Consider the following 22,499-nt stretch of genomic DNA (forward strand, 5'->3'; position numbering starts at 1 on the left):
ACGTTCACTCAGTGGCCCGCCGTGAGGCAACGGGCTTCCGGGGCCTGGGCCTCGGTGAGTAGGCCCAACTATTCCGCATAATATCCAGCCGCCCTGGGGTGCCCAGTCGCAGCACCTGAAGCGCCATCTCGTCGTTTTTCTGTTTCCAGGTATCGTTATCCATGTCCCGCCAGTAACGGGGCGGTCGGTTGGTTCGTCGGTCGTGTTCGGCGGTGACCGGATCGTTGGGGCGATGTTCTTCCCAGAGGGGGATATCCGGCAGTGGCCGGCTGGTGTCCATGAAGTTCTGGAACATGTCCCACAGGGCGTAGCACTCCTCGGGATTGGTTTTGCCGATCAGGGTGCCGATGGGGATCAGGATGTTGCGATACCGGTGAGCCAGGTACAGGGTGTGCACCACCCCGCCGCCGTGGATCATTTCGTTGGAGGTGTAGGCATCGAACTCGTAAAACGGCGCGGTTTCTTCCTCCGGCTGGCCGGTTTGGCCCCAGGTGCCTTTTTTATCGTAGTGATACACGGTCACCAGGCCAGTGCGGCGATTGAGTTCCCACAACGGGCCCTTGTCCGGTTTGATAAGCTGCCGGGGGAAGAGTTTGAACAGGGCGGTGGGGATGAGGTTGCAGGCTATAAGGGGCCCTACAAAAATCGCCAGAATTGGGATAAAAGCTATCAACATCTGGCCAAAGGTTTCGTCTGGTGGGCTGAGTCTCCAGTGGGAGAAAAAACCAATTGTTACCGGCAGCATCATAAATGCGATGACGAAAGGGTTACCGAGGGCATTGAAAAACAGAAGAATACGGGTCCTCAGTGCCGTTGTCGCATGCCGATAGCATTCATGGTCAATGCGCTGATGAGTCTGCAGATCTCCGAACGGCAGTGGGTTTTTCTCGAACTTCCGGAGCATTTCGGGACGATTTCGCCGTCGAATGATCTGCGGCACGACATCCTCTGTGTGGCCCCAAGGCAATTTCTGGTCCGCTTTTTGGTTAAACCAGGGCTGTGCCGGATTAGCGCCCGGTGCCGGGCGCTTTTGCTGGGGGATGTGTTCGGAATCATAGGCCTTCGGGCCGTAGTATCCTGATGCAGGTTTATCCGTTGTCATCCCGTTGCTCCCGGGCTGCTGAATTCATTGATCCAGAAAAGCTGTTTTTTGTTACTGAAGTCCGGTTCCGTATGTTCATTATCTTTGACGTCGAAAATAGTTGAATCCTTGGGTGGCGGTGCCGGAAAAGCGAGTCCCCGGATGCCGGTTTCCAGGCGAACCTGGGCTTTTGGATGCCAGGAGTAGCTCACATTGTGAGTGCTGAGCGGTATGCGAAGAAACTTGGTCGTTTCCGTATGGGGCGAGGGTGTCCTAACGATGTACTCATAACCATCCGGCGTGGCGCCCTCCCGGAGAATGTATCTGTGCATTTCGGTGTCTGGAACCGGCTGAGAGGCCAATGGAACCGAGTGGTTGCTATCCTGTTTAACTCGGTGGCTGAGTAGTTGAAGCTTGAACGTCATTTGTTGTTCCGTGAAACCGGTCATGCCTGACAGATTGCTCCGAAGCCGTATGAGGTGTGTTGCCTGGGCGAGATCATGATTGTCCAGCCCCTGGCGTTTCAGCGCTACTCGGGTGATTTCCGGAATCGGGTATATTGATACCTGCACCTGAGAGAGCAGGTAGACTAGCCGGTACCAGGCTTCCAAGGCGTTGTTGTCACCTTTCAGATGAGGCAATCCGTCATGTTCGCCGAAAGGACCGTTCTTCAGCCAGTTCTCTATAGGTTCGTCTTCATAGAGTGCGACAAGTACCGCACCCCCAAGGATCAGGCATAGGCCGGCCCACCCCAGAGGTCCCATGCCAAGTAGAGTGAGTTGGGCGGGTACCATCGCGGAGAGTGTTGTCACCACGCCACCCACAGTAACGACGCCGTGACCGAGAGCTGCCTGGTCGCCAGTGTTTATGGCGTAGATGGTGTCAGACAAGCTGACGCCTGTAAGGGCGAGACCTCCGATGCCACCAAGCAGCATTTTTACGGTCAACGCTTTTGCGCCGAAGAATTTTGCGATAGCTGTAGCGGCCTGATGTTCGAATTCGTGACTTAGAACAGCGGATATTTTTCTTTTGAGGGCTTCATTAGCAAACCGCTCTGAGAGCAGAATCAATGCTAATCCAGCACCATATGAAGAGCTAATTGTTCCTGAGATTGCTCTCAGGCGCCCACGCTCCCTCGAAATCCGGTCTTCGTTAGTTAGGGCATTCGCCACATTAACCCCCTCAATAGCCAATACCACCAACGGCAAAGCCGGTGTATTCAGCACCCGGTGCAACCTGCTTCGCTCGGCAGCGTTAAGGTCGACCCGGTGAGCTTTCGCTTCGCCCTCCAGCTTGCGAATATCGGCATTGATATCCCGAATCCGGCCGCCGGTCTGTTTCAATTCGTCGACCACCTGATTGTACCGGCTTTGGGCTGCTTGCAGCTTCGCCCGGAGCTCGTCGTGGTTGCCATTGGCTTCGGCCAGGGCCCGGCGTGCCAGGCTCAGGTTATTTTCGGCTCGGGTGAGTGCCTGGATAGCCTGGGTGGTGGGCTTGTCCCGGCTCAGTACCCAAACCAGTGCCTTGCCTGCGGCGGGCGTTTCCGGGTTATAGCGTGCGCCGTCTGGCCCCAGATCTTCCAGGCCAAGCACGTATTTGCCCTGGGCAATGGCGTCGCTCAATGTCATTTGCCGCAAATCCGGCAGCATTTCAGGCATGGCCCGGCGTATGCCTTCCATCGGGTTCGCCATGGCGGCAATGCGTTGGGCCATCAGGCGATGCTGGATGGCCTGCCGGGTTTCTGCCTGTTGTTGTTCCAGGCGCGCGCTGGCTTCGTCAAAGTCTTTGAGGGCTTTGGCGGCGGCCTGTTCTTTCCTGAATGCTTCATCGCTGTTGCGCTTTATCCATTCCTGGCTTGCCGCATCGTGCTCTGTCTTTAGGGCTGCGCGGCGCTGGGCCAGACGGGTTTGTTCGTCGGTCAGGCTCTGGAGTTGTCGGTCGTTGTTCTCCAGCGCGGCCATGGCGGAACGGATGGACTGGTGCAGTTCACTGTGTGAGCTGTCTAACGCCTTCATACCGGAGTTCATGCCCGCGAGCATCAGGGTGGTTAGTGCGCCGCTTTGAATGTCATCCGCCAAACGCAGTCCTTCCACCGTCAGTATTTCGCTCAAATCCTCCGGCAAATCCAGCTTTTCCAGGGCGGCGAGTGCGGCGCCCCGGAATACACCCGTGCCATCGTTGGGTTCAGGGGTTTTCGGGGGCTGGTAGGGTTCGGTTTGGCTGTCTGGTGTGGTTTGCGGCCACAACATGCGGGCGAGAGAGACTTCCTCTCGCGAGGCACTGGCGGCTGCCTGTTCGGTACAAAGCGATCTTACCCAGGCCTTCCCGTCGCTGTCCGGGCTGGGCTGGCTGTGCTCCGGGTCCAGTGGGTCTTGCTTGCAGGCGGGTTCCAGGGTGTCGCTGATAAAGTGTCCAGCGCAGCGGAAAGCACCTGCATAATCGAAACCCTCGGCGCTGAACAAGTCAGCCAAGGCTTGTTGATAGGGCTGGCGTTTCAGGCATTGCAACAGTTCCGCCTGGGCCAGTGTCAGGTAGTGTTGGCCCAGGGTGCGCTCTTCGGTCATCAGCACCCGGCGAATCGTTTGCCCGCCGCTGGAGGGCAAGGCCAGGCTGTATTTGAATAGGGGGTTCTTCTGGCGACCAATCCGGCCCGGCAGGATGACCTGGTTTACCAGGAGTGCGTTTTCCAGCTGCGGATTCTTGCGGGCTTTTTCGGCACACAGGTTCAACAGATGACGTGCGGTGTTGATGCGTGCCTGCTGGTGCCGCATCTCGTAAAAATGATCTTCAACTCGCAGGCCGCACACGCCCCGGTTTCTTAGATCTTCAAGGGCGTCTGTCTGGCAATCGCTGGTTCGCCATTCATCGTAGCTGAATGGCCGTTCCGGTGGGGTTTCACTGGACCGGTCCAGGTCTTTTTGAATCGCAATGCCGAGCGCGGCCGGCTCAGGGTGTTCAAAGGGTGATAACGGCTCTGTGCGCTCACCGGCATTCCATTCTTCATAAAGACTGGCAGCCATATCCAGGGCTTTCCCGGCGTAGGTGCCGGTGGTATCGGCCAGGTATTCCCATGGCCGCTCAAACTGCCATTCTTTGGCCGGCGCCCTGGGTCTCTGTGCTTCGACTTTATCTAACCTGAACACCGTTCGTTTGGCGGCATCTGGCCAGCGGGCGAAGCCCATCTGGGGTTGATCTGCCGGGTACAGGTCACGGAACTGGCTGCACCGGTAATGTCGAAGCCCGGAATCGCTCTGCAGGCAATTCAGCCTTGCGGCGGAGAGCGGAGATTCACTGAAAGCAGCTTCAAGGGATTGGTCCTGGCCATCAAGGCGAATGGGTACCCAGACATCTGTCAGCGGTTTGCCCACGGCGGGGCGACGGCCTTCGGTAAATTGGCCGTCTTCGGTGCGGTGGTCCGCCAGCCTTACGTCGCGGAATTGCGGCCGGTTGCCTTCCCAGGCGATTTGCAGCTCTCGCCAGAGTGTGCCGTTCCGGAATAGATAAAGGAACCCGGGGCGGGCGAGAGCGGGCCAGGTCAGGTGCTTGCCTTCGTGATTCATTCCCCGCACCCAGGCCATGGGCACGGTTGGCATCAGGATATTGGCGGTAGTTTCAGAATGGATGCTTTCGGGCGCCGGAGCATCCGTGAGCGGGAGGTGAATCGGCGCGCCGGATTCTGCATCCACTTCCAGGACCGCCCGGCTGGCAGGCTGGTTGCGCCAGGGCCAGATGTGCAGGGCGGATTCCGCATTGCTGACCTCGCGCAGATAACTTTTCTGGATACCATCCGGCAGGCGCCGTTCAAGCCCGGGGAAGGGGGCTTCTGCGGTCTGAAAAACCACCGGGCGTTGCCCCTGGCTGTGGTTGTTGCCAAGCACAGCAACGATGAAATCACAGAAGGTGCAGGGAGGGCCGTCGGAAAGGCGGCTATGGGCCAGATTGCTCATGGTTGACGTTCCTTATCAATGGCTGAGAGAAGCTTCTTGCTTCAATGGTTCGAAATTTTATCTGGCCCAGATGATGATGTCACATTGCTGCGCCCGTCGGTTCCGGAATTTGTGATGTGTTGCGGGCCCTCCGGCAGCTTGAAACCGGGCCGGGCTAAGGCGATAGTGGGCGTAACAACACCATCAAAGTGGTAAGACCCATGGCCAACAAACCAAGCTTCAACTGGGAAGACCCCCTGCTGCTGGATCAGCAGCTCTCCGAAAACGAACGCATGGTGCGCGACAGCGCCCGGCAGTTTGCTGAAAAGAAACTCCGCCCCCGTGTGGTGGAGGCCTTCCGTAACGAACACACCGATCCTGCTATCTTTCGCGAAATGGGCGAGAACGGCCTGCTGGGCGCTACTCTGCCGGAGCAATATGGCGGCAGTGGTCTCAATTATGTTAGCTATGGCCTGATTGCCCGTGAGATCGAGCGTGTGGATTCCGGCTATCGTTCCATGATGAGTGTGCAATCCTCCCTGGTGATGGTGCCCATCTACGAGTTTGGCAACGAAGCAACCCGCCAGAAGTACCTGCCCAGGCTGGCCTCCGGTGAATGGATTGGCTGCTTCGGCCTCACCGAGCCGGACCATGGTTCAGACCCCGGTGCCATGATGACCCGTGCCCGAAAAGTGGACGGCGGCTACCGTCTGACTGGCAGCAAGATGTGGATCACCAACAGCCCCATTGCGGATGTGTTTGTGGTCTGGGCCAAGGACGATGGCGACAAGATTCGGGGCTTTGTACTGGAGAAGGGCTGGCAGGGCCTGAGCGCCCCGGTCATTCATGGCAAGGTGGGCCTGCGGGCGTCCATCACCGGTGAAATCGTGATGGATAACGTCTTCGTGCCGGAAGAAAACGCCTTCCCCGATGTGCGCGGCCTGAAAGGCCCGTTCACTTGCCTGGATTCCGCCCGCTATGGCATTGCCTGGGGTGCCCTGGGTGCGGCGGAAGACTGCTGGCATACTGCCCGCCGGTATGTGCTGGACCGCCAACAGTTTGGCCGGCCCCTGGCGGCCAACCAGCTGATCCAGAAAAAGCTGGCGGACATGCAAACGGACATCACCCTGGCCCTGCAGGGCAGCCTGCGCCTGGGCCGGATGAAAGACGAAGGCACCGCCGCAGTGGAAATAACCTCCATCATGAAGCGCAACTCCTGCGGCAAGGCGCTGGACGTGGCGCGGCTGGCTCGCGACATGCTCGGTGGCAACGGCATCAGCGACGAGTTTGGTGTCGCTCGCCACTTAGTGAACCTGGAAGTGGTGAACACCTACGAGGGCACCCACGATGTCCACGCGTTGATTTTGGGCCGGGCCCAGACTGGCATCCAGGCCTTTTTCTGAGCGCGTTAGAACACCACACGCGGGGCCATTGCCGGTAAGGCATGGTCCCGCGATTCCGCTGAAAGGCTGTCTCCTCGGCCAATGTCTGTCTGGTGGGAGCCATCCACTATCAGCCCCATGAACATCCAGAACAATGACATGAGGCTCCCATGACCCCGGCAAAACTGCTCTCCACCCCGCTTAAACTGCGAAACGGCTCTGTCATCCCCAACCGCTTTGCCAAGTCCGCCATGAGCGAGACCCTGGGCACCATTGATAACCACCCCACCAAAGAGCTGGCAACCCTGTATCGTGCGTGGGCAGAGGGCGGTACTGGGCTTTCGATCACGGGTAACGTGATGATCGACCGCCGACACATAGGAGAGCCACAGAACGTGGTTATCGAGGATGAAACCGATCTCGAGCTTCTGACCGACTGGGCCAGGGCCGGTCAGCAGGGAGGCAAACAGATCTGGATGCAGTTGAACCATCCCGGCAAGCAAAGCCCCAAAATGCTGAACAAAGACCCGGTCTCGCCCAGTGCGATTCCGTTCAAAAAAGAACTCCGCAGCATGTTCGCCACACCCCGGGCTCTGACCGGCCCGGAAATTGAAGACATCATCCAGCGCTTTGCCAGCGCCGCTGCCGTTGCCCAAAAGGCCGGTTTCGACGGTGTGCAGATTCACGGCGCCCACGGCTACCTGGTGAGCCAGTTCCTGTCACCCCATCATAACCAGCGCACAGACGAGTGGGGTGGCTCCGCCGAGAAACGTCGGCGCTTTGTGCTGGCGGTATACCGGGCTATCCGCAAAGCCTGTGGTGACGATTTCAATATCGGCATCAAACTGAACTCCGCAGACTTCCAGCGCGGCGGTTTTACCGAGGATGAATCGCTGGCGGTCATCAAGGCGCTGGTCGCCGAGGGGATTGACCTGGTAGAAATCTCCGGCGGCAACTACGAGAACCCGGCCATGGCCAAGGGTGCGGAAGACGGCGAGGTAAAAGCCAGTACCCTGGCGCGAGAGGCTTACTTCCTGGAATTCGCAGAGAAAGTGCGTGAGCTGACCGACGTACCGCTGATGGTAACCGGTGGCTTCCGTACCGAAACCGGCATGGCCCAGGCCATCGCCTCCGGCGCTACGGACCTGGTGGGCCTGGCCCGGCCGTTAGTGGTTGAGCCGGATCTGCCGAATCGGATTATGGCCGGCAATCAGGTCACCAGCGCCGTGAAACCCATTAAAACCGGTATCCGCCTCATCGACGATATGGCCCTGATGGAAGTGAGCTGGTACACACGGCAGATCGGTCGCATTGCCCGTGGCAAGGCACCGAAACAGCATGACAGGGGGATTCTGTCGTTAATGGAAGTGCTGGGTGTGATGACCACCCGGGGTGTGCGAACCCGATTACGGGCTGGCTAATAGAGTTCCTCAGCAGCAGGTCAGGGCCTTGACCGCTGGCCTGCTGCTGGTTTGATCAATTAGCAAAGAACATCCAATCGAAATAGTCGTGCAGATCCTGCATGGCAATGGCTTCAGAAGGCTGGGTAAGCTCGAACAGAACAGACTGGTCTTGGGCTATTTTCATGGTGTCACCTCATGGGGTTGCGACAGTAGAGGCCGGGCAGCGTTGCGGAGGCCGGCTTTGCAATCAGAACTTTGCATCAGTCGTGCCAAAGAAGCGGAAACGGCTAACTTGTTGAGTTTTCGGGGGTTGGTGTGACGCGCAATTCGGGGCGAGTGAGGGCCGTGATGCGTGGCGGTGCAAACTGCACCAACCTGGAACGAAAAACCCCGGCCGAAGCCGGGGTAATTCTGAGTTAACTTCTAACAGGAAGGGTTAGAAGTTGTACTGCGCAGCGAACAGGATGCGGTTAGCATCGCCGTCTGAACCGTCCACGTTTTCACGCTTCAGGAACTGGTACTCAACGCCCATCATGACGTTTTTGACCGGTGTCCACTGGTAGTTGGCCATAATGGCCTGGTTGCTTTCGCTTTGATCAGCAACTGCTGCTGCACCGAGATCACTCACCGCATCATCCCAGTCAACTTCAACATAGCCGTAGCCGATGTTGACGCTGCGACCGCCGCCGAGGTTGATGCCGGCACCGATGGAGCCGCCGTAGCCGGAGAGGGTTTCAACGCTGCCGCTTCCATCAACGTAGGCACTGGCGGCACCGAAGTTTTCGCCAGAACGGTACAGGTAGCTGTTGGCACCGTCGGTATAGGTCAGCGTACCTTGCAGGGTGATCATGTCGGTCAGAGCCATCTTGGCGGCAACGAAGGTGGCGAAGCCAAATGCGTCGTCATCGATGGCACCAGTGTCATAGCCGACCTGATGGGCAAGCACTGCAGCACTGTAGGACAGACCACCCTGAGATTCCTCAAAGCGTGCAGTAATGGCCGGCATGCCGTCTTTTTTATCATCGGCGGCGTCGTCACCTGCAGGGTCAATCAAGCTGTTCTGCGGCTGCTCCAGTGAGAACGACAGCGGACCAGTGGTATAGCGAGCCTGGGCCACGCGGAATTGCAGGCCTGCCAAACCGGGCAGAGAGTCAAAATCCAGAGTTGAGGTATTGCCGACGAAGCTGTTGAAGTTAGACCAGGTCTGGCCCATCAACACGCCATTGTATTCACCAAACGCGTGGCGCAGGCGCAGGTTACCCGGGCGGAAGTCGCCCTCAACGGTAACGCTTACACCTTCCGGTGATACTGTCTTGAAACCGAGGCGGCTTTGAACCGCATCCGCGCCGAAATGGCCGTCAGGTGCGTTATCGTTGCCGGCAAGGTCTTCGAATGAGCCTGAGCGAGTGCTCAGTGCCTGATCGCTATCCACGTCGTAGCTGGCATTCATACGAGCGTAACCGTAAACGCTTACGTCGTAATCACCCGCACTGAAACTAACAGCACTTGCCTGGCCAGCTACGCCAAACACAGCCACTGCCGCCGTTGCACGGATTGCCATTCTTAACTTATTGCTTTGCATCGTTGTTGTCTCCACACGTTTATTGTTGTTGGACCCAAAAACAAGGTAGTTACGAATCTGTGACAATTCAAACATAATTGGTGGTTATTTAGACGAATGTCTATAGCGACATCGGGCCGGTCGTGGCGGATCTGGCGTTGGTTGATGGTCGTATACTGTGCGATGAAAAAGAGACCGCCGATGACCCGTAACGAAACATTTGCTTTCCTTGATATCGAAACCACCGGTGGCAATCCGCAGCGAGACAGGATTACCGAGATCGGTATCCGGTTCTGGCGGGCCGGTGAGGTGGTGGGGGAATGGCAAACCCTGCTGAACCCGGAAACGCGGATTTCCGGTTTTATCGAGCGTCTGACCGGTATCAGCAACGAGCTGGTGGCGGACGCTCCGCTATTCTCGGAGATTGCTGATGAGCTGGAACAACAGCTGAAAGGCGTCATCTTTGTTGCCCATAACGCCCGCTTCGATTACGGCTTTATTAAATCTGAATTCCGCAAACTGGATAGGGCGTTCAGTGCGCGCGTTCTGTGCACGGTTCGGTTGTCACGGGCGCTCTATCCGGAACACAGTCGCCATAATATGGATGCCCTGATCAACCGCCACAACCTGCCGCAGGTGGATCGCCACCGGGCCATGGGTGACGTGTCCGCCATGCTGGCGTTCTTCGAGCATACGCTGGCAGAGCACGGCACCGACATAGTAAACCAGGCTATCCAGCGACTGCTGCAACGCCAGAGCACACCGTCTAACGTGCCGCCAGAGATATTCGCGGAGTTGCCACAGGGGCCGGGGGTTTATCGTTTCTACGGTGACAACGATGTGCTGTTGTATGTGGGCAAAAGCACCAACATTGCTCAGAGGGTGGCGTCGCATTTCGCCGGTGATCACCAGTCTCCCCGTGGATTGCGCATGTCCGAAAGCCTGCGCTGGGTGGAGTTTACTGAAACCGCCGGTGAGCTTGGCGCACTGCTGCTGGAACTGAAACAGATCAAAAGCCTGAACCCGCTCTACAACCGCCGCTCCCGTGCCGCCAAGAACCTGGTCAGCATTGCACTGACAACCAATGAAGAAGGTTACCTGCAGGCGGAACTGGCACGAAAGGTGGTTCCGAATCAACTCGGCGATTACTTCGGACTGTTCCGCAGCAAACGCGATGCGCTGGGCGCCATTCGCGGGGTTGCCGGCAAGAACGACCTGTGCGGCAAACTGCTCGGGTTGGAACCTGCCGGTGCCGGCCCGTGCTTCCAGCGCAGCCTGGGCCGATGCAAAGGCGCCTGTGAGGGCGCAGAAGACAGCACCCGTTACAACCTGAGAATGCAGATCGCCTTCCACCGTCTGCGCCTGAAAACCTGGCCCTGGCCCGGGCCCGTCGCCCTGGTGGAAGACAACCGCGACACCGACCGCACCGACATTCTGGTTGTCTACAACTGGGTGCACATCGCCACCCTGCGCAGCGAGGAGGAACTGAACAACTTTGAACCGGGGTCTGACCCCGTCACCTTCGATCTCGACTCCTACAAACTGCTGGTCAAAGCCCTGCTGGGCCGTGACAAAAAGCCGTATCGAATCATCGAACTACCACCTGTGACGCAACCGGCTGTTCTTATGCCGTGAGTGGCGTATTATGGGGGCATTCACCCTGTCACTTTGCAATGAGTCACTGAGAGAGATCCATGAACAGAGAACCTGTCTCCCGCGAACTGTTTGATGAAGTAATGGTGCCCAACTACGCCCCCGGTAATATCATCCCGGTACGAGGCGAGGGCTCCCGCGTGTGGGACCAGGAAGGGCGAGAGTTTGTGGACCTTCAGGGCGGCATTGCCGTCACCAGCCTTGGCCATTGCCATCCGGGCCTGGTGGGCGTGTTGCACGAACAGGCCGAGAAAATCTGGCATCTGTCTAACGTGATGACCAACGAGCCCGCCCTGCGCCTGGCCAAAACCCTGTGCGACCAGACCTTCGCCGACCGAGTATTCTTCGCCAACTCCGGCGCCGAAGCCAACGAAGCCGCCTTCAAACTGGCCCGTCGCTACGCCTGGGAACACTACGGCCCGGAGAAAAACGAAATTATCTCCTTCACCAACTCCTTCCACGGCCGCACCCTGTTCACCGTCAGCGTGGGTGGCCAACCCAAATACCTGGAAGGCTTCGAACCGGCCCCCGGCGGCATCCACCACGCCGAATTCAATAACCTGGACTCGGTAAAGGCGCTGGTCTCCAAAGAAAAAACCTGCGCCATCGTGGTTGAGCCCATCCAGGGCGAAGGCGGCGTAATGCCCGCAGACCCTGAATTCCTCAAAGGCCTGCGCCAGCTCTGCGACGACAACAACGCCCTGCTGGTGTTCGACGAAGTACAAAGCGGCGTCGGCCGTACCGGCCACCTCTACGCCTACGAAATGTACAACGTCGTGCCCGACATCCTCACCAGCGCCAAAGGCCTGGGTGGTGGCTTCCCGGTAGCCGCCATGCTCACCACGGCTGACGCCGCCAAAAGCCTCGGCGTAGGCACCCACGGCAGCACCTATGGCGGCAACGCCCTGGCCTGCGCCGTCGCCCAGAAAGTAATCGACACCGTCAGCCAGCCGGAAATCCTCAAAGGCGTCAAAGCCCGCTCCGAAAAACTGCGCAAAGGCATGATGGACATCGGCGAACGCTACGGAGTGTTTTCCGAAGTACGCGGTGCTGGTCTACTCTTGGGGTGTGTGCTGACCGAAAAGTGGCAGGGCAAAGCCAAAGACTTTCTCAACGCTGGCCTGGATGAGGGCGTGATGGTTTTGGTCGCCGGTGCGAACGTGGTTCGTTTGGCGCCTTCGTTGATCATTCCGGAATCGGACATTGATGAAGCCCTGGAGCGGTTTGAGGCGGCAGTGAAAAAACTGACGGCATAACCCAAAGCAGGGGGCGGGCTGTTTACTCCTTCCGGGAATCTTGGAGGCCATGGATGGCCGGAACGAAGCGCACATGGGTGAGGCAAGTGCTTATGAAGCGAAGCTTCATGCGCAGCCGAACGACAGCAATCTATGATTGCTGGCCGGACCCGCGTTAGCGGGTGCTCGTAGCGTTTCCCGGAAGGAGTGAACAGCTCGCCCCCCGGCCGGCAAACTCAAAAGTCGCCGTTAGACCCGGGGAGTAAACGCCATGTGGCGAGTCAGACCAGCCAAACTGGATGACCTGCAACAGATTCTGGACCTGACCAACGCCCAGAGCGGCCGGCTGTCGTCCACCCTGCCCAATACCCAAGCCGCCCTGACCAAAAAACTCGAACAGTCCCAGGCCAGCTTCGCCAACAAAACCGACACCCCACGCCGCCTCCTCTTCGTACTGGAAGACACAGACACCGGCCAACTCGCCGGCACCGCTGGCATAGACACCCGGGCAGGCAACGGCCAACCGTTCTACAACTACCGCCGCGATTACCTTATCCACGCCTCCCACGAACTCAACGTCTCCCGGCGCGTGGAAGTGCTTTACCCCAGCCACGCCCTGACTGACCTCACCCTGCTGTGCGCCTTCACCCTCAAACCGGAACTGCGAAACACCCCGGCCTTTGAGCTGCTTTCCCGCGCCCGCATGATGTTCATCGCCAGCCACCGGGAATGGTTCACCAACCGCACCGTGGTGGAAATCCAGGGCATACAGCATGAAAGCGGCGAAGTACCCTTCTGGGACAGCCTGGGCCGGCACTTTTTTAACATGGATTTCGAAACCGCCGACCAGCACTCCGGCCAGCTCAGCAAAACCTTCATTGCCGAACTCATGCCCCCGAACCCAATATACGTGACCTTACTCAGCGAAGCCGCGCAAGAGGCATTGGGTGAGCCGCACCCGCTGACCAAACCCAATTACGACCTGCTGCAAAGGGAAGGTTTCCTGCCCGGCTGCTACGTGGATATCTTTGATGGCGGCCCGGTGCTGGAAGCCCGAACCGACACACTGAAAACCGTTGTGACCAGCCAACCGAAAACGCTTCATGGCAGTGAGGGTCTGGATGGGGAAACCTGCCTGATTTCAGCGGGAGTAGGGCAAGACTTCCGCTGCCTGCTGACTCAGGTGTCTGAGACCCTGGCGGACGACGTAAAGGTGCCGGTCAGCACCTGGCATGCATTGGGCCGGAGCGCCGGCGACCGGGTAAGGATCTCGCCATTATGATCAATCCAGCTCAGGGGAGGGCGTAACATGCTGTTGATTCGCCCGTTGCAGGAAAACGATCTTGATGATCTTTATGGCATGGCCCAGAACGCCGGCAAAGGGCTGACCACCCTGCCGGCAGACCGGGAACTGCTGCAACGCAAGATCGAGCGTACCCGGGAATCCTTCAACCAGCGCTGTGCCCCGGAGGCCGGGCTGTACCTGTTTGCCCTGGAAGAGACCCAAAGCGGAAAAACCGTTGGCATCAGCGGCATTGAAGCCCGCGTGGGCCTGGAAGAGGTGTTCTACAATTACCGGCTGAGCGTTACGGTGAATGCCTCGCGGGAGCTGGGCGTGCATGTGCGTACACCCACCTTGCACCTGTCCAACGATATGACGGACACCACCGAAATCTGTTCGCTGTTGCTGGCCGGAGGTTATCAGGGAGGAGGCAATGGCTTGTTGTTATCCCGCTGCCGGTTCATGTTCCTCGATGACTTTCGCAAGCACTTCTCGGAAAAAGTCTTTGCCGAGATGCGTGGCGTGTCTGATAAAGACGGTCGCAGCCCGCTTTGGGATGCCCTTGGCAGCAAGTTCTTTGACATGGAATTCAGCCAGGCGGACATGCTCTCTGGCCTTGGCAACAAGTCCTTTATTGCCGAGCTGATGCCCAAGTACCCGATCTACCTGCCGATGCTGCCGGAAGAGGCGCGGGCGGTGATTGGCATGGTACATGATAATACCCGGCCGGCATTGAAAATGTTGCAGGCAGAAGGTTTCAACTTTAACGGCATGGTGGATATTTTTGATGGCGGGCCGGCGGTGGAGGCGTTCGTGAACAACATCCGAACCGTTCGGGAATCCATCAATCGCCACGCCATGGTGGTCAATAAACCCATGAACCTGGACGTGCCACCGGAACAGCGCGTGATGATTTCAAACCGGTCGTTCCGGGACTTCAGGGTAACCACCCTGCCCATGGACTGCATCGGGCCGGATACCGTGAGTATTCCCCGCGAGGTGGCGGATGCCCTGCTGATCGAGTCCGGAGATCCGGTTCGTCTTGCGCCCTTGAAGGAAAGCGCTTTGTCACCCATTCATACACTGAAGGGCCAGGAAAGTGAGGACGAGAAAATTCTCGACCGGGTACGCCATTATCGTAACCGGCATGGTCAGGATTAGCGCCGAAGCCGATGACAAATTCCCTAATTGGAGGTGAGGAGCAATGGCAAACCTGTCAGGCAATCTTTTTATAGACGGGCTGTGGATTCAGGGCCACGGGCAGCCATTTGAATCGTTGCAGCCGGTCACGGGTGAGACTGTCTGGGACGGCAACGGCGCTAACCTGGAAGATGTAGACGCCGCCGTTCGCGAGGCCCGGGCTGCATTTGCACCCTGGCGGCGGAAGAGTTTTGCCGAGCGCCAGGCGGTGGTGGAGGCGTTTGCCCAGCAGCTGGAGGCCAACAAAGAGGCCCTGGCCCACCAGATTGGCCTGGAGACCGGCAAGCCGCTGTGGGAATCCCGCACCGAGGTGGCGGCCATGATCGGCAAGGTGCCCATTTCCATCCGGGCTTACAACGAACGTACCGGGCACTCAGAGTCGGATGTAGCCGGCGGGCATGCGGTACTGCGGCATCGCCCCCATGGCGTGGTGGCGGTGTTCGGCCCTTACAACTTTCCTGGCCATTTGCCGAACGGCCATATTGTGCCGGCCCTGCTGGCGGGCAACACCGTGGTGTTCAAGCCCAGTGAGCTGACACCGGGCGTTGCCGAAATGACCGTGCGTTTCTGGGAAAAGGCGGGCCTGCCGGATGGTGTGATCAACCTGGTCCAGGGCGGCGCTGATACCGGCATATGCCTGGCCCGCCACCCGATGATCGACGGTCTGTTCTTCACCGGCAGTTCCAATGTTGGTCATCTGTTGCACGAACAGTTTGGCGGCCAGCCAGAGAAAATCCTGGCGCTGGAAATGGGCGGAAACAACCCGCTGATTGTGCAGAACGTGGCGGATGTAGACGGTGCAGTTCATCACACCATCCAGTCTGCGTTTTTGTCGGCCGGCCAGCGCTGCACCTGTGCACGCCGGCTGCTGGTTCCCAAAGGCAAGAAAGGGGATGAGTTCCTGGCCCGGCTTGTAGACGTTGCCTCCCGTATTCAGGTGGGCGATTTTGATGCGGAGCCCCAGCCGTTCATGGGCTCGGTCATCTCTGCACAGGCGGCTGAGATGCTGCTGCAGGCCCAGGCCGATATGCTGGAGAAAGGCGCCAGTTCCCTGCTTGAGATGAAACAGCTGAAGCCGGGTACAGGCTTGTTGTCACCAGGTATTGTCGATGCCACGGAGGTGGAGCTGAAGGATCAGGAATTCTTTGGCCCGCTGCTGACGGTATACCGCTACAAGAGTTTTGACGATGCCCTGGAGCTGGCCAACAACACCCGTTTCGGGTTGTCGGCGGGCATTCTGAGTGACGACCGCAAGCTGTATAACCGGCTGGTGGAAGAGGTGCGCGCGGGCATTGTGAACTGGAACCGGCCGCTGACCGGGGCCAGCAGCGCGGCACCGTTTGGTGGTGTGGGCGCCAGCGGCAACCATCGCGCCAGTGCCTATTACGCGGCGGACTACTGCGCCTGGCCCATGGCCTCGCTGGAGGCTGGCAAGAGTGAAATGCCAGATACCCTGGCGCCCGGCCTGACATTTGACTGACAGGAAGCCTGCTATGGTGAAACACGCGGTTGAAGCGAATTTTGACGGGCTGGTGGGCCCCACCCATAACTACGCAGGGTTGTCCTGGGGGAATGTGGCGTCGAAATCCAACGTGAACTCGGTGGCCAATCCCAGAGAAGCTGCCTTGCAAGGGTTGGCCAAGATGAAGCAGTTGGCTGACCGGGGCTACGTTCAGGGCGTCTTGCCGCCCCATGAGCGGCCACACCTGCCAACACTACGCGCCCTCGGGTTTACCGGTAATGACCGGCAGGTGCTGGAGCAGGCCGCGAGTACAGACCCCTCCATTCTGGCCGCGGTGTCGTCCGCATCTGCCATGTGGACCGCCAATGCGGCGACGGTGTCCCCCAGTGCCGATACCAAAGACCATCGGGTACATTTCACTCCGGCGAATCTCTCCGCCAAGTTTCACCGGTCCATCGAGCACCGGGTGACCGGCCGCGCCCTGAAAGCCATTTTTACGGACGAAAGCTACTTTGCCCACCATCCGGCCTTGCCCTCGGTTAGCCACTTCGGGGATGAGGGCGCGGCCAACCATACCCGGTTGTGCAGCCGTTATGGTGAACCCGGTGTGGAACTGTTTGTGTATGGCCAGATAGCCTTCAACGAGCAGGCCCCGGCGCCGGTCAAATACCCGGCCCGGCAAACCCTGGAAGCCTCCAGGGCCATCGCCCGGCTGCATGGGCTGAGCGACCGCCACGCGGTGTTTGCACAGCAGAACCCTGCCGCCATTGATGCCGGCGTATTCCACAACGATGTGATTGCGGTGGGCAACGGCAACTGCCTGTTCTACCACGAACTGGCGTTTCTGGAGGAAGGCCGGGTGCTGGCGGAACTGAACGACCGGCTGACCGGGGCTGCGCTTGAGGCCGTTCGGGTGTCTGCCAATGAGGTACCCATCGAAGATGCCGTGGCCTCGTACCTGTTCAACAGCCAACTGCTGAATACCCCGGACGGCATGTTGCTGGCGGTACCCGGTGAGTGCCGGGAAGTGCCATCGGTAAGCCGTTACCTGGATCAGCTGGTCAAAGGCGATGGCCCCATCACCAGCGTCGAAGTGTTCGATGTGAAGCAGTCCATGAGAAACGGAGGTGGGCCTGCCTGCCTGCGTTTGCGGGTGGTGTTGAACGATGAGGAGCTACACGCCATCAACCGGGGCGTGATTCTGACCGATGCACTCTACGACCGCCTGGTAACCTGGGTGAACGCCCATTATCGGAGTGAGCTCGACCAACAGGACCTGGCAGACCCGATGCTGCTGGAGGAAGTCCGCAAGGCCCTGGATGAACTCACCGGTATTCTGGGGCTGGGTTCCATTTACGATTTCCAGTTGTAGCGAGCGGCGCTACTGGCTGGCGATGGAGCGGGTCAGCATATTCATAGTGTGGCGAATCAGGGCATCGGCGGGAAAGCTGCCGGCCTGAGTGGCTTCTGATTGGCACAGCATGATCACGCCGTGCAGGGCGCCCCGCAGGTACAGAGCCGTTTGTGCCGGTGAGCTGATGCGCTCCCGGCTCATGGTGCCGTCTTCCAGGCCGGTGTGAATAGCGGCCGTCATCAACTGCATCAGCTCGTTCTTGGAGCAGAGCATTTCCCGGGTCTGCTCTTCGTCGGCATCGGCGATGGCGGTAGACGCCTTGGTGAGCGCCGAGAAATAATCCGGTTCTTCCAGGTAAAAGCGATAGTAAGCCTCCCCCATGGCGCGGATCTGCGCCAGACCTGTCTCGGCTGAACCAAGCGCGTTTTCGAAACGTGTCACCAGGCTTTGGCCGGCCCGCAGCATGATCCCGCGCTGAATGGCCGCTTTGTCCTTGAAATAGACGTACAGCAGTGCCCGGCTCAGACTTGCCGTGCGCGCGATGTCGTCCATGGAGGTGCGCTCATAACCCTTCTCGGAGAACACCAGCTCGGCGGCATTCAGAATGGCGTCGTACCTTGCCTGTTTTTCCCGTTCCCGTCGTGACTTCAGGGGTTCGTTCATGGTGTTCCCGGCTTCCTGTGCGATGGCTGCATGATACCTGAAAGTGAATGGAAACCGATTATTGACAATTTGTCAAAGAATGACATGATGTCGGAAAACAAACGGCGGTTTCCGAAGGAATGGAGGCCAACAATCAATCTTTTCAGGGAAAGGGGCTGAATATCATGTCTCTCATCAAGCGCGGTGCGCCATTCTCCTTTGCCAGCCTGGCGCTGGTGGTTCTGGTTCTCTCTGGTTGCCGTGGTGGCACTGCCGATGCCCCCTCGGAGGCTGCGGTATCTGTGCGCGTGGCCGAGGTGACCGGCGGACAGGTGGAAGAAATCCCCTTACGGTTCTCCGGCATTGTCCGGGCTGCCCAGCGCGCCACCCTCACGTTCCAGCTCAGCGGCACCCTCCGGGAGCGACCGGTAGAGCTGGGGCAGAATGTGAAGCCGGGGGATGTGCTGGCACGCCTCTACAATCCCGCCCTGGAACCGGCCCGTGATTCTGCCGCTGCACGGTTGGAAGAGCTGAAAACCCAGTTTGATCAGGCCCAGCGGGAATGGGAGCGTTCCAGCCGGCTGCACCAGCGCGGTGTGGTGTCGGAACAGAACCTGGAACAGATCGCCGCCCGTCGGGATTCCCTGAGAGCCAGTATGGCCACAGCGGAAGCCTCACTGGCGGAAGCCACCCGCTTGCTGGAAGAAAGCGTATTGAAAGCGCCGTTTGCCGGTCAGGTGGAAGCCTTGCTGGTGGAGCGTGATGAATTTGTATCTGCCGGCCAGCCGGTGATTCGATTGTCGTCACCGCTGGGGCGGGAAGTGGAGGTGCGTGTGCCTGCCCATCTGCTCAGCCACGTACGCGTGGGGCAGGAGTTGCCGGTCTGGTCTGTACAGAATCGCAACCGGGACGCGGAAACCGGCACCGTCATTGAAATTGCCCAGGGCAGTTCCATTCGGGGTGAGCTGCACCCGGTATTGGTGAGCCTGCCTCCCCAGTCCCTGGGTTCCGGTGAACCGGTCGAGGTGGGTATCACACCGGTGCGGGCCTCCGCCATAACCGTGCCTTTGCTAGCGGTGGTGCGAAATGACTCGGGCACCAGTGTGTTCCGGGTGGATGACGCCATTGCGCGGCAGGTGCCGGTTAAAATCGACCGGGTGATTGGTGAGCGGGTGATGGTGCACCCGGGCGAATTGCAGGCGGGAGACCAGGTAGTATACGCCGGCACTACCCGGCTGGTAGATGGTGACCGGGTGGAGATCCGCTGATGGCCCGCCAACTGCTGAACTATCAACGCCTGCTGGGCATGGTGGTGACCATGCTGTGCCTGCTGGGCATCGCGGCCTACAGCACCATGCCCCGGCAGGAAGACCCCTCGTTTCCCTATCGTGCCGGCATGATTACCGTCAGCTACCCCGGTGCCAGTGCCGAGGCGGTTGAGCGCCTGGTATTGCGGCCACTGACCGATGAACTGCGTCAGGTGGAGGAACTGGATTTCAGCTTCGGTACCGCCCGCACCGGCGTGGCGCTTTCCCGCCTCAAACTCCGGGACCATATCTACGATACCGACCCGGCCTGGGACCGTGTGCGACAGGCCATGGAGCGGGCCCGGCAGGACTTTCCGGACGATGTTGGCCAGATGACCCTGGATGATCGGCTGATTGATATTCCCGCCGTGGTGATTGCCGTGGGTGGCTCGCCCTCGGTAACCGAACTTTCGAAAGTGGCCGAACGCCTGAAACAGAACCTGTCGGATATTCCCGGCATTTCCCGCATTGAGCTTGAGGGGGATGCCGACGAACAGATCACCCTGGCCCTGGACGATGCCGCACTGTTCCGCCTGGGCATTTCTCCGAAACGGGTGCTGGACACCCTGGCCCAGCGCAACCAGACCATTCCCGGCGGCTTTGTGGTGGTGGACGGCAAGCGACTGTCTGTGTTGCCCAACACCGAATTCGCTGACATAGATGATATTCGCGCTACCCCCATCGAACTGCCGGACGGCTCCCAGGTGCCTCTGGCCGCCGCTGCGGAAGTGTGGCGGGGCCCGGCGGAACCCCGGCAACCGGAAACCTGGTTTGATGGTGAGCGAGTGGTGCTGCTGTCCATCATCATGGAAGAGGGCAGTACCGACGCGATTCGCTTTGGCGAGCGTATCCGCGAGCGGGTAGAGCAGGTTCGGGGCGATTTCGAACCCTATGAAATCCGGGAGATGTTCTTCCAGCCAGACAAGGTTGCCGAACGCCTGGTGAACCTGGCCTGGAGTCTGGTGTTGTCGGTTTTGATTATCGTTGCCGTGGTGTTCACCGGTATGGGCATTCGCATGGGCCTGCTGGTGGCCTCGATACTGCCGATGGTGGCGCTGATCAGCGTGGGCCTGTACGACCTGGGCGGCGGAGTGCTGCACCAGATTGCGGTGATCGGCATGGTGATTTCCCTGGGCATCCTGATCGACAACGCGATTGTTATTGTCGAAAACATTCAGGGGCACCTGGACGAAGGCATGCGTCGCCTTGATGCCCTGAAACAAGCGGTTGGCGAGCTGGCCGGCCCGCTCGGTGCGTCCACTGGCACCACACTGGCAGCCTTTGCACCCCTGCTGATGGCCAAGGGTGGCGCGGCGGATTTCACCCGGGGTGTGCCGGTGATGATCATGCTCACCCTGTCGGTCAGTTACCTTTTGGCCATTTCAGCGGTGCCCCTGTTGGCGGCCCGTTTCCTCAAGCCCCGCAAAAACGTGCAGGGTGATCGACTGATCGGGCTCGCCCGCTTTCTGGGTGGGCTGGTGTTCCGGTATCCCGGTCGCCTGATTATCCTCGGCGCAGGGCTGGTGACTATCAGTCTTTCCATGACCCCGTTCATGGCGCAACAGTTCTTCCCCAATGCGGACCGGCCCCGGGTGATTGTTGAGCTGTACATGCCGGAGGGCACCGACCAGGCCCGCACGGCGGAATTTGCCGAGCGCCTGGAACGGGCCATCCGCACCCAGCCGGAAGCACTGGAGGTGCACCGGTTCGTTGGCTTCACAGGCCCGGCGTTCTATTACAACCTTCAGCGCTCGCCCCAGTCGCCCAACCGGGCCAGGCTGGTTATCCGCACGCCGACACTGGCCGACACCACCGGGCTTATTCACTGGGTGCGAGATGAAGCGGCGACAACCATGCCGGAAGTGGATATCTCGGCCGGCATTCTGGGCCAGGGGCCACCCCGGACAGCACCGGTGGAAGTCCGGGTTTACCATGCCGACGACGCCACCCGCACCCGGGCGACGGAGCAGGTGTTCTCCGCGCTGAGGCGTATTGAAGGTACCGTGGACGTGCGTAACGACCTGGATATCGGTGTGCCCAGCATTGCCATCAACGTGGACGACGCCACTGCCGCCCGTTATGGCCTGAGCCGGGCGGATGTCGCCCAGAGCCTCTATGGCCAGAGCTTCGGTGCGGTGGCCGAGCGTTATCGCCAGGAAGACGACCCGATTCCCATGATCCTGCGTTCCCGCGAGGGGACCTCCCTGTCGCTGTCCCGGCTGCTGTCCGTCAACATCTACAACAACCGGGGCGATGCCGTACCGTTATCCGCTGTCGCCACCGTGGAAACCACCTGGGAGCCGGCTGCCAGATACCTGCGCAACGGCGTTCGGGTGAACACTGTGACTGCTAACCTGGAAGACGGCTACAGCTTCAGCCAGGCCCTGGATGGCTTGAATGCAGCTCTTGAGAATCAGCCGTTGCCCGCCGGCACGCGGCTGGAGATGGGGGGCGACGCCGAAGGCTCCAACGACGCCAACACAGCGCTTTTGAAAGCCGCGCCCATCGGCATTTTGTTGCTGTTGTTCTTCCTGCTGCTGCAGTTCAACTCGTTCCGACGGGTGGGGGTGATTCTGCTGACCGTGCCGCTGGCGACCGTGGGCATATTCCCCGGGCTTGTGTTGTCCGGCTCGCCGTTCGGGTTTCAGTCGCTGCTGGGAGTGATTGCGCTGGTGGGCATTGTGGTGAACAACGCCATCGTGCTGCTTGATGTGATGGACCGGGAACTGGAGCGGGGCAGGGGCATCCGCGATGCGGTTCGTACCGCCGTGGAGCGCCGAACCCGGCCGATCCTGTTAACCACGGCCACCACGGTTGCCGGATTGCTGCCCCTGGCATTCTCCAGCTCCACCCTGTGGCCACCCATGGCCTGGGCCATTATCTCCGGTCTGCTGGCCTCAACGGTACTGACCCTGCTGGTGATCCCGTCTGTGTGCACCAAACTGATCAAACTGCCAGTGGCCGAACCGGAAAACGCCCCGGCCTGAGCCTGACCGGGGCCGGGTAACGAA

At 59.4% G+C, this 22,499-nt stretch carries 14 protein-coding genes; 10 read left to right on the plus strand and 4 right to left on the minus strand.

Annotated elements, in window-relative coordinates; genetic code table 11:
• Nucleotides 1-4 precede the first annotated feature (4 nt).
• Nucleotides 5-1,102, minus strand: coding sequence for a hypothetical protein (locus ABIE59_RS08970; protein ID WP_354446170.1), 1,098 nt, complete (start codon nucleotides 1,100-1,102; stop codon nucleotides 5-7).
• A complete protein-coding gene (locus ABIE59_RS08975) occupies nucleotides 1,099-5,028 on the minus strand; it encodes an ABC transporter permease (protein WP_354446172.1) in 3,930 nt (1,309 codons plus the stop codon). The genes ABIE59_RS08970 and ABIE59_RS08975 overlap by 4 nt, the downstream gene beginning before the upstream one ends.
• Before the next feature lie 200 nt (nucleotides 5,029-5,228).
• On the opposite strand from ABIE59_RS08975, the gene ABIE59_RS08980 reads away from it, so the two are divergent.
• A complete protein-coding gene (locus tag ABIE59_RS08980) occupies nucleotides 5,229-6,410 on the plus strand; it encodes an acyl-CoA dehydrogenase (protein ID WP_354446174.1) in 1,182 nt (393 codons plus the stop codon).
• A gap of 149 nt (nucleotides 6,411-6,559) precedes the next feature.
• Nucleotides 6,560-7,810, plus strand: coding sequence for an NADH:flavin oxidoreductase/NADH oxidase family protein (locus tag ABIE59_RS08985; RefSeq protein WP_354446176.1), 1,251 nt, complete (start codon nucleotides 6,560-6,562; stop codon nucleotides 7,808-7,810).
• A 418-nt stretch (nucleotides 7,811-8,228) separates the two neighbouring features.
• On the opposite strand, the gene ABIE59_RS08990 is transcribed toward ABIE59_RS08985, so the two are convergent.
• Nucleotides 8,229-9,374: a porin gene (locus tag ABIE59_RS08990; RefSeq protein WP_354446178.1), complete on the minus strand. Its 1,146-nt coding sequence runs from the start codon at nucleotides 9,372-9,374 to the stop codon at nucleotides 8,229-8,231.
• Nucleotides 9,375-9,554: 180 nt separating this feature from the next.
• Between ABIE59_RS08990 and ABIE59_RS08995 the strand changes: the two genes are divergently transcribed.
• The 6 genes from ABIE59_RS08995 (at nucleotide 9,555) to astB (ending at nucleotide 17,557) form a co-directional block, all read left to right on the plus strand.
• A complete protein-coding gene (locus tag ABIE59_RS08995) occupies nucleotides 9,555-10,988 on the plus strand; it encodes an exonuclease domain-containing protein (RefSeq protein WP_354446180.1) in 1,434 nt (477 codons plus the stop codon).
• A gap of 59 nt (nucleotides 10,989-11,047) precedes the next feature.
• Entirely contained in the window at nucleotides 11,048-12,262 is a 1,215-nt protein-coding gene (locus tag ABIE59_RS09000) for an aspartate aminotransferase family protein (RefSeq protein ID WP_354446182.1), read from the plus strand.
• Nucleotides 12,263-12,512: 250 nt separating this feature from the next.
• On the plus strand, nucleotides 12,513-13,523 hold the full coding sequence (locus ABIE59_RS09005; protein ID WP_354446184.1) for an arginine N-succinyltransferase: 1,011 nt from the start codon (nucleotides 12,513-12,515) through the stop codon (nucleotides 13,521-13,523).
• A gap of 27 nt (nucleotides 13,524-13,550) precedes the next feature.
• Nucleotides 13,551-14,684: an arginine N-succinyltransferase gene (gene astA, locus ABIE59_RS09010; protein ID WP_082888453.1), complete on the plus strand. Its 1,134-nt coding sequence runs from the start codon at nucleotides 13,551-13,553 to the stop codon at nucleotides 14,682-14,684.
• Nucleotides 14,685-14,727: 43 nt separating this feature from the next.
• Nucleotides 14,728-16,203: a succinylglutamate-semialdehyde dehydrogenase gene (gene astD / locus ABIE59_RS09015; RefSeq protein WP_286251852.1), complete on the plus strand. Its 1,476-nt coding sequence runs from the start codon at nucleotides 14,728-14,730 to the stop codon at nucleotides 16,201-16,203.
• Between the two features lie 13 nt (nucleotides 16,204-16,216).
• Nucleotides 16,217-17,557 carry an N-succinylarginine dihydrolase gene (astB, locus tag ABIE59_RS09020; RefSeq protein WP_354446187.1) on the plus strand — a complete coding sequence of 447 codons (1,341 nt, stop codon included), beginning with the start codon at nucleotides 16,217-16,219 and terminating at the stop codon, nucleotides 17,555-17,557.
• 9 nt (nucleotides 17,558-17,566) lie between these two features.
• Here astB and ABIE59_RS09025 read toward each other — a convergent pair whose 3' ends face one another.
• On the minus strand, nucleotides 17,567-18,202 hold the full coding sequence (locus ABIE59_RS09025) for a TetR/AcrR family transcriptional regulator (protein ID WP_354446189.1): 636 nt from the start codon (nucleotides 18,200-18,202) through the stop codon (nucleotides 17,567-17,569).
• 164 nt (nucleotides 18,203-18,366) lie between these two features.
• Here ABIE59_RS09025 and ABIE59_RS09030 point away from each other — a divergent pair, with 164 nt between their 5' ends.
• Both ABIE59_RS09030 and ABIE59_RS09035 read left to right on the plus strand, forming a co-directional pair.
• Nucleotides 18,367-19,449, plus strand: coding sequence for an efflux RND transporter periplasmic adaptor subunit (locus ABIE59_RS09030; protein ID WP_286921457.1), 1,083 nt, complete (start codon nucleotides 18,367-18,369; stop codon nucleotides 19,447-19,449).
• The gene (locus ABIE59_RS09035) at nucleotides 19,449-22,475 is read left to right on the plus strand and encodes an efflux RND transporter permease subunit (protein ID WP_354446191.1); all 3,027 of its coding nucleotides are present in this window, start codon (nucleotides 19,449-19,451) and stop codon (nucleotides 22,473-22,475) included. The genes ABIE59_RS09030 and ABIE59_RS09035 overlap by 1 nt, the downstream gene beginning before the upstream one ends.
• Nucleotides 22,476-22,499: the final 24 nt, after the last annotated feature.

Source organism: Marinobacter sp. MBR-99 (assembly GCF_040547575.1).
Classification (GTDB): Bacteria; Pseudomonadota; Gammaproteobacteria; order Pseudomonadales; family Oleiphilaceae; genus Marinobacter.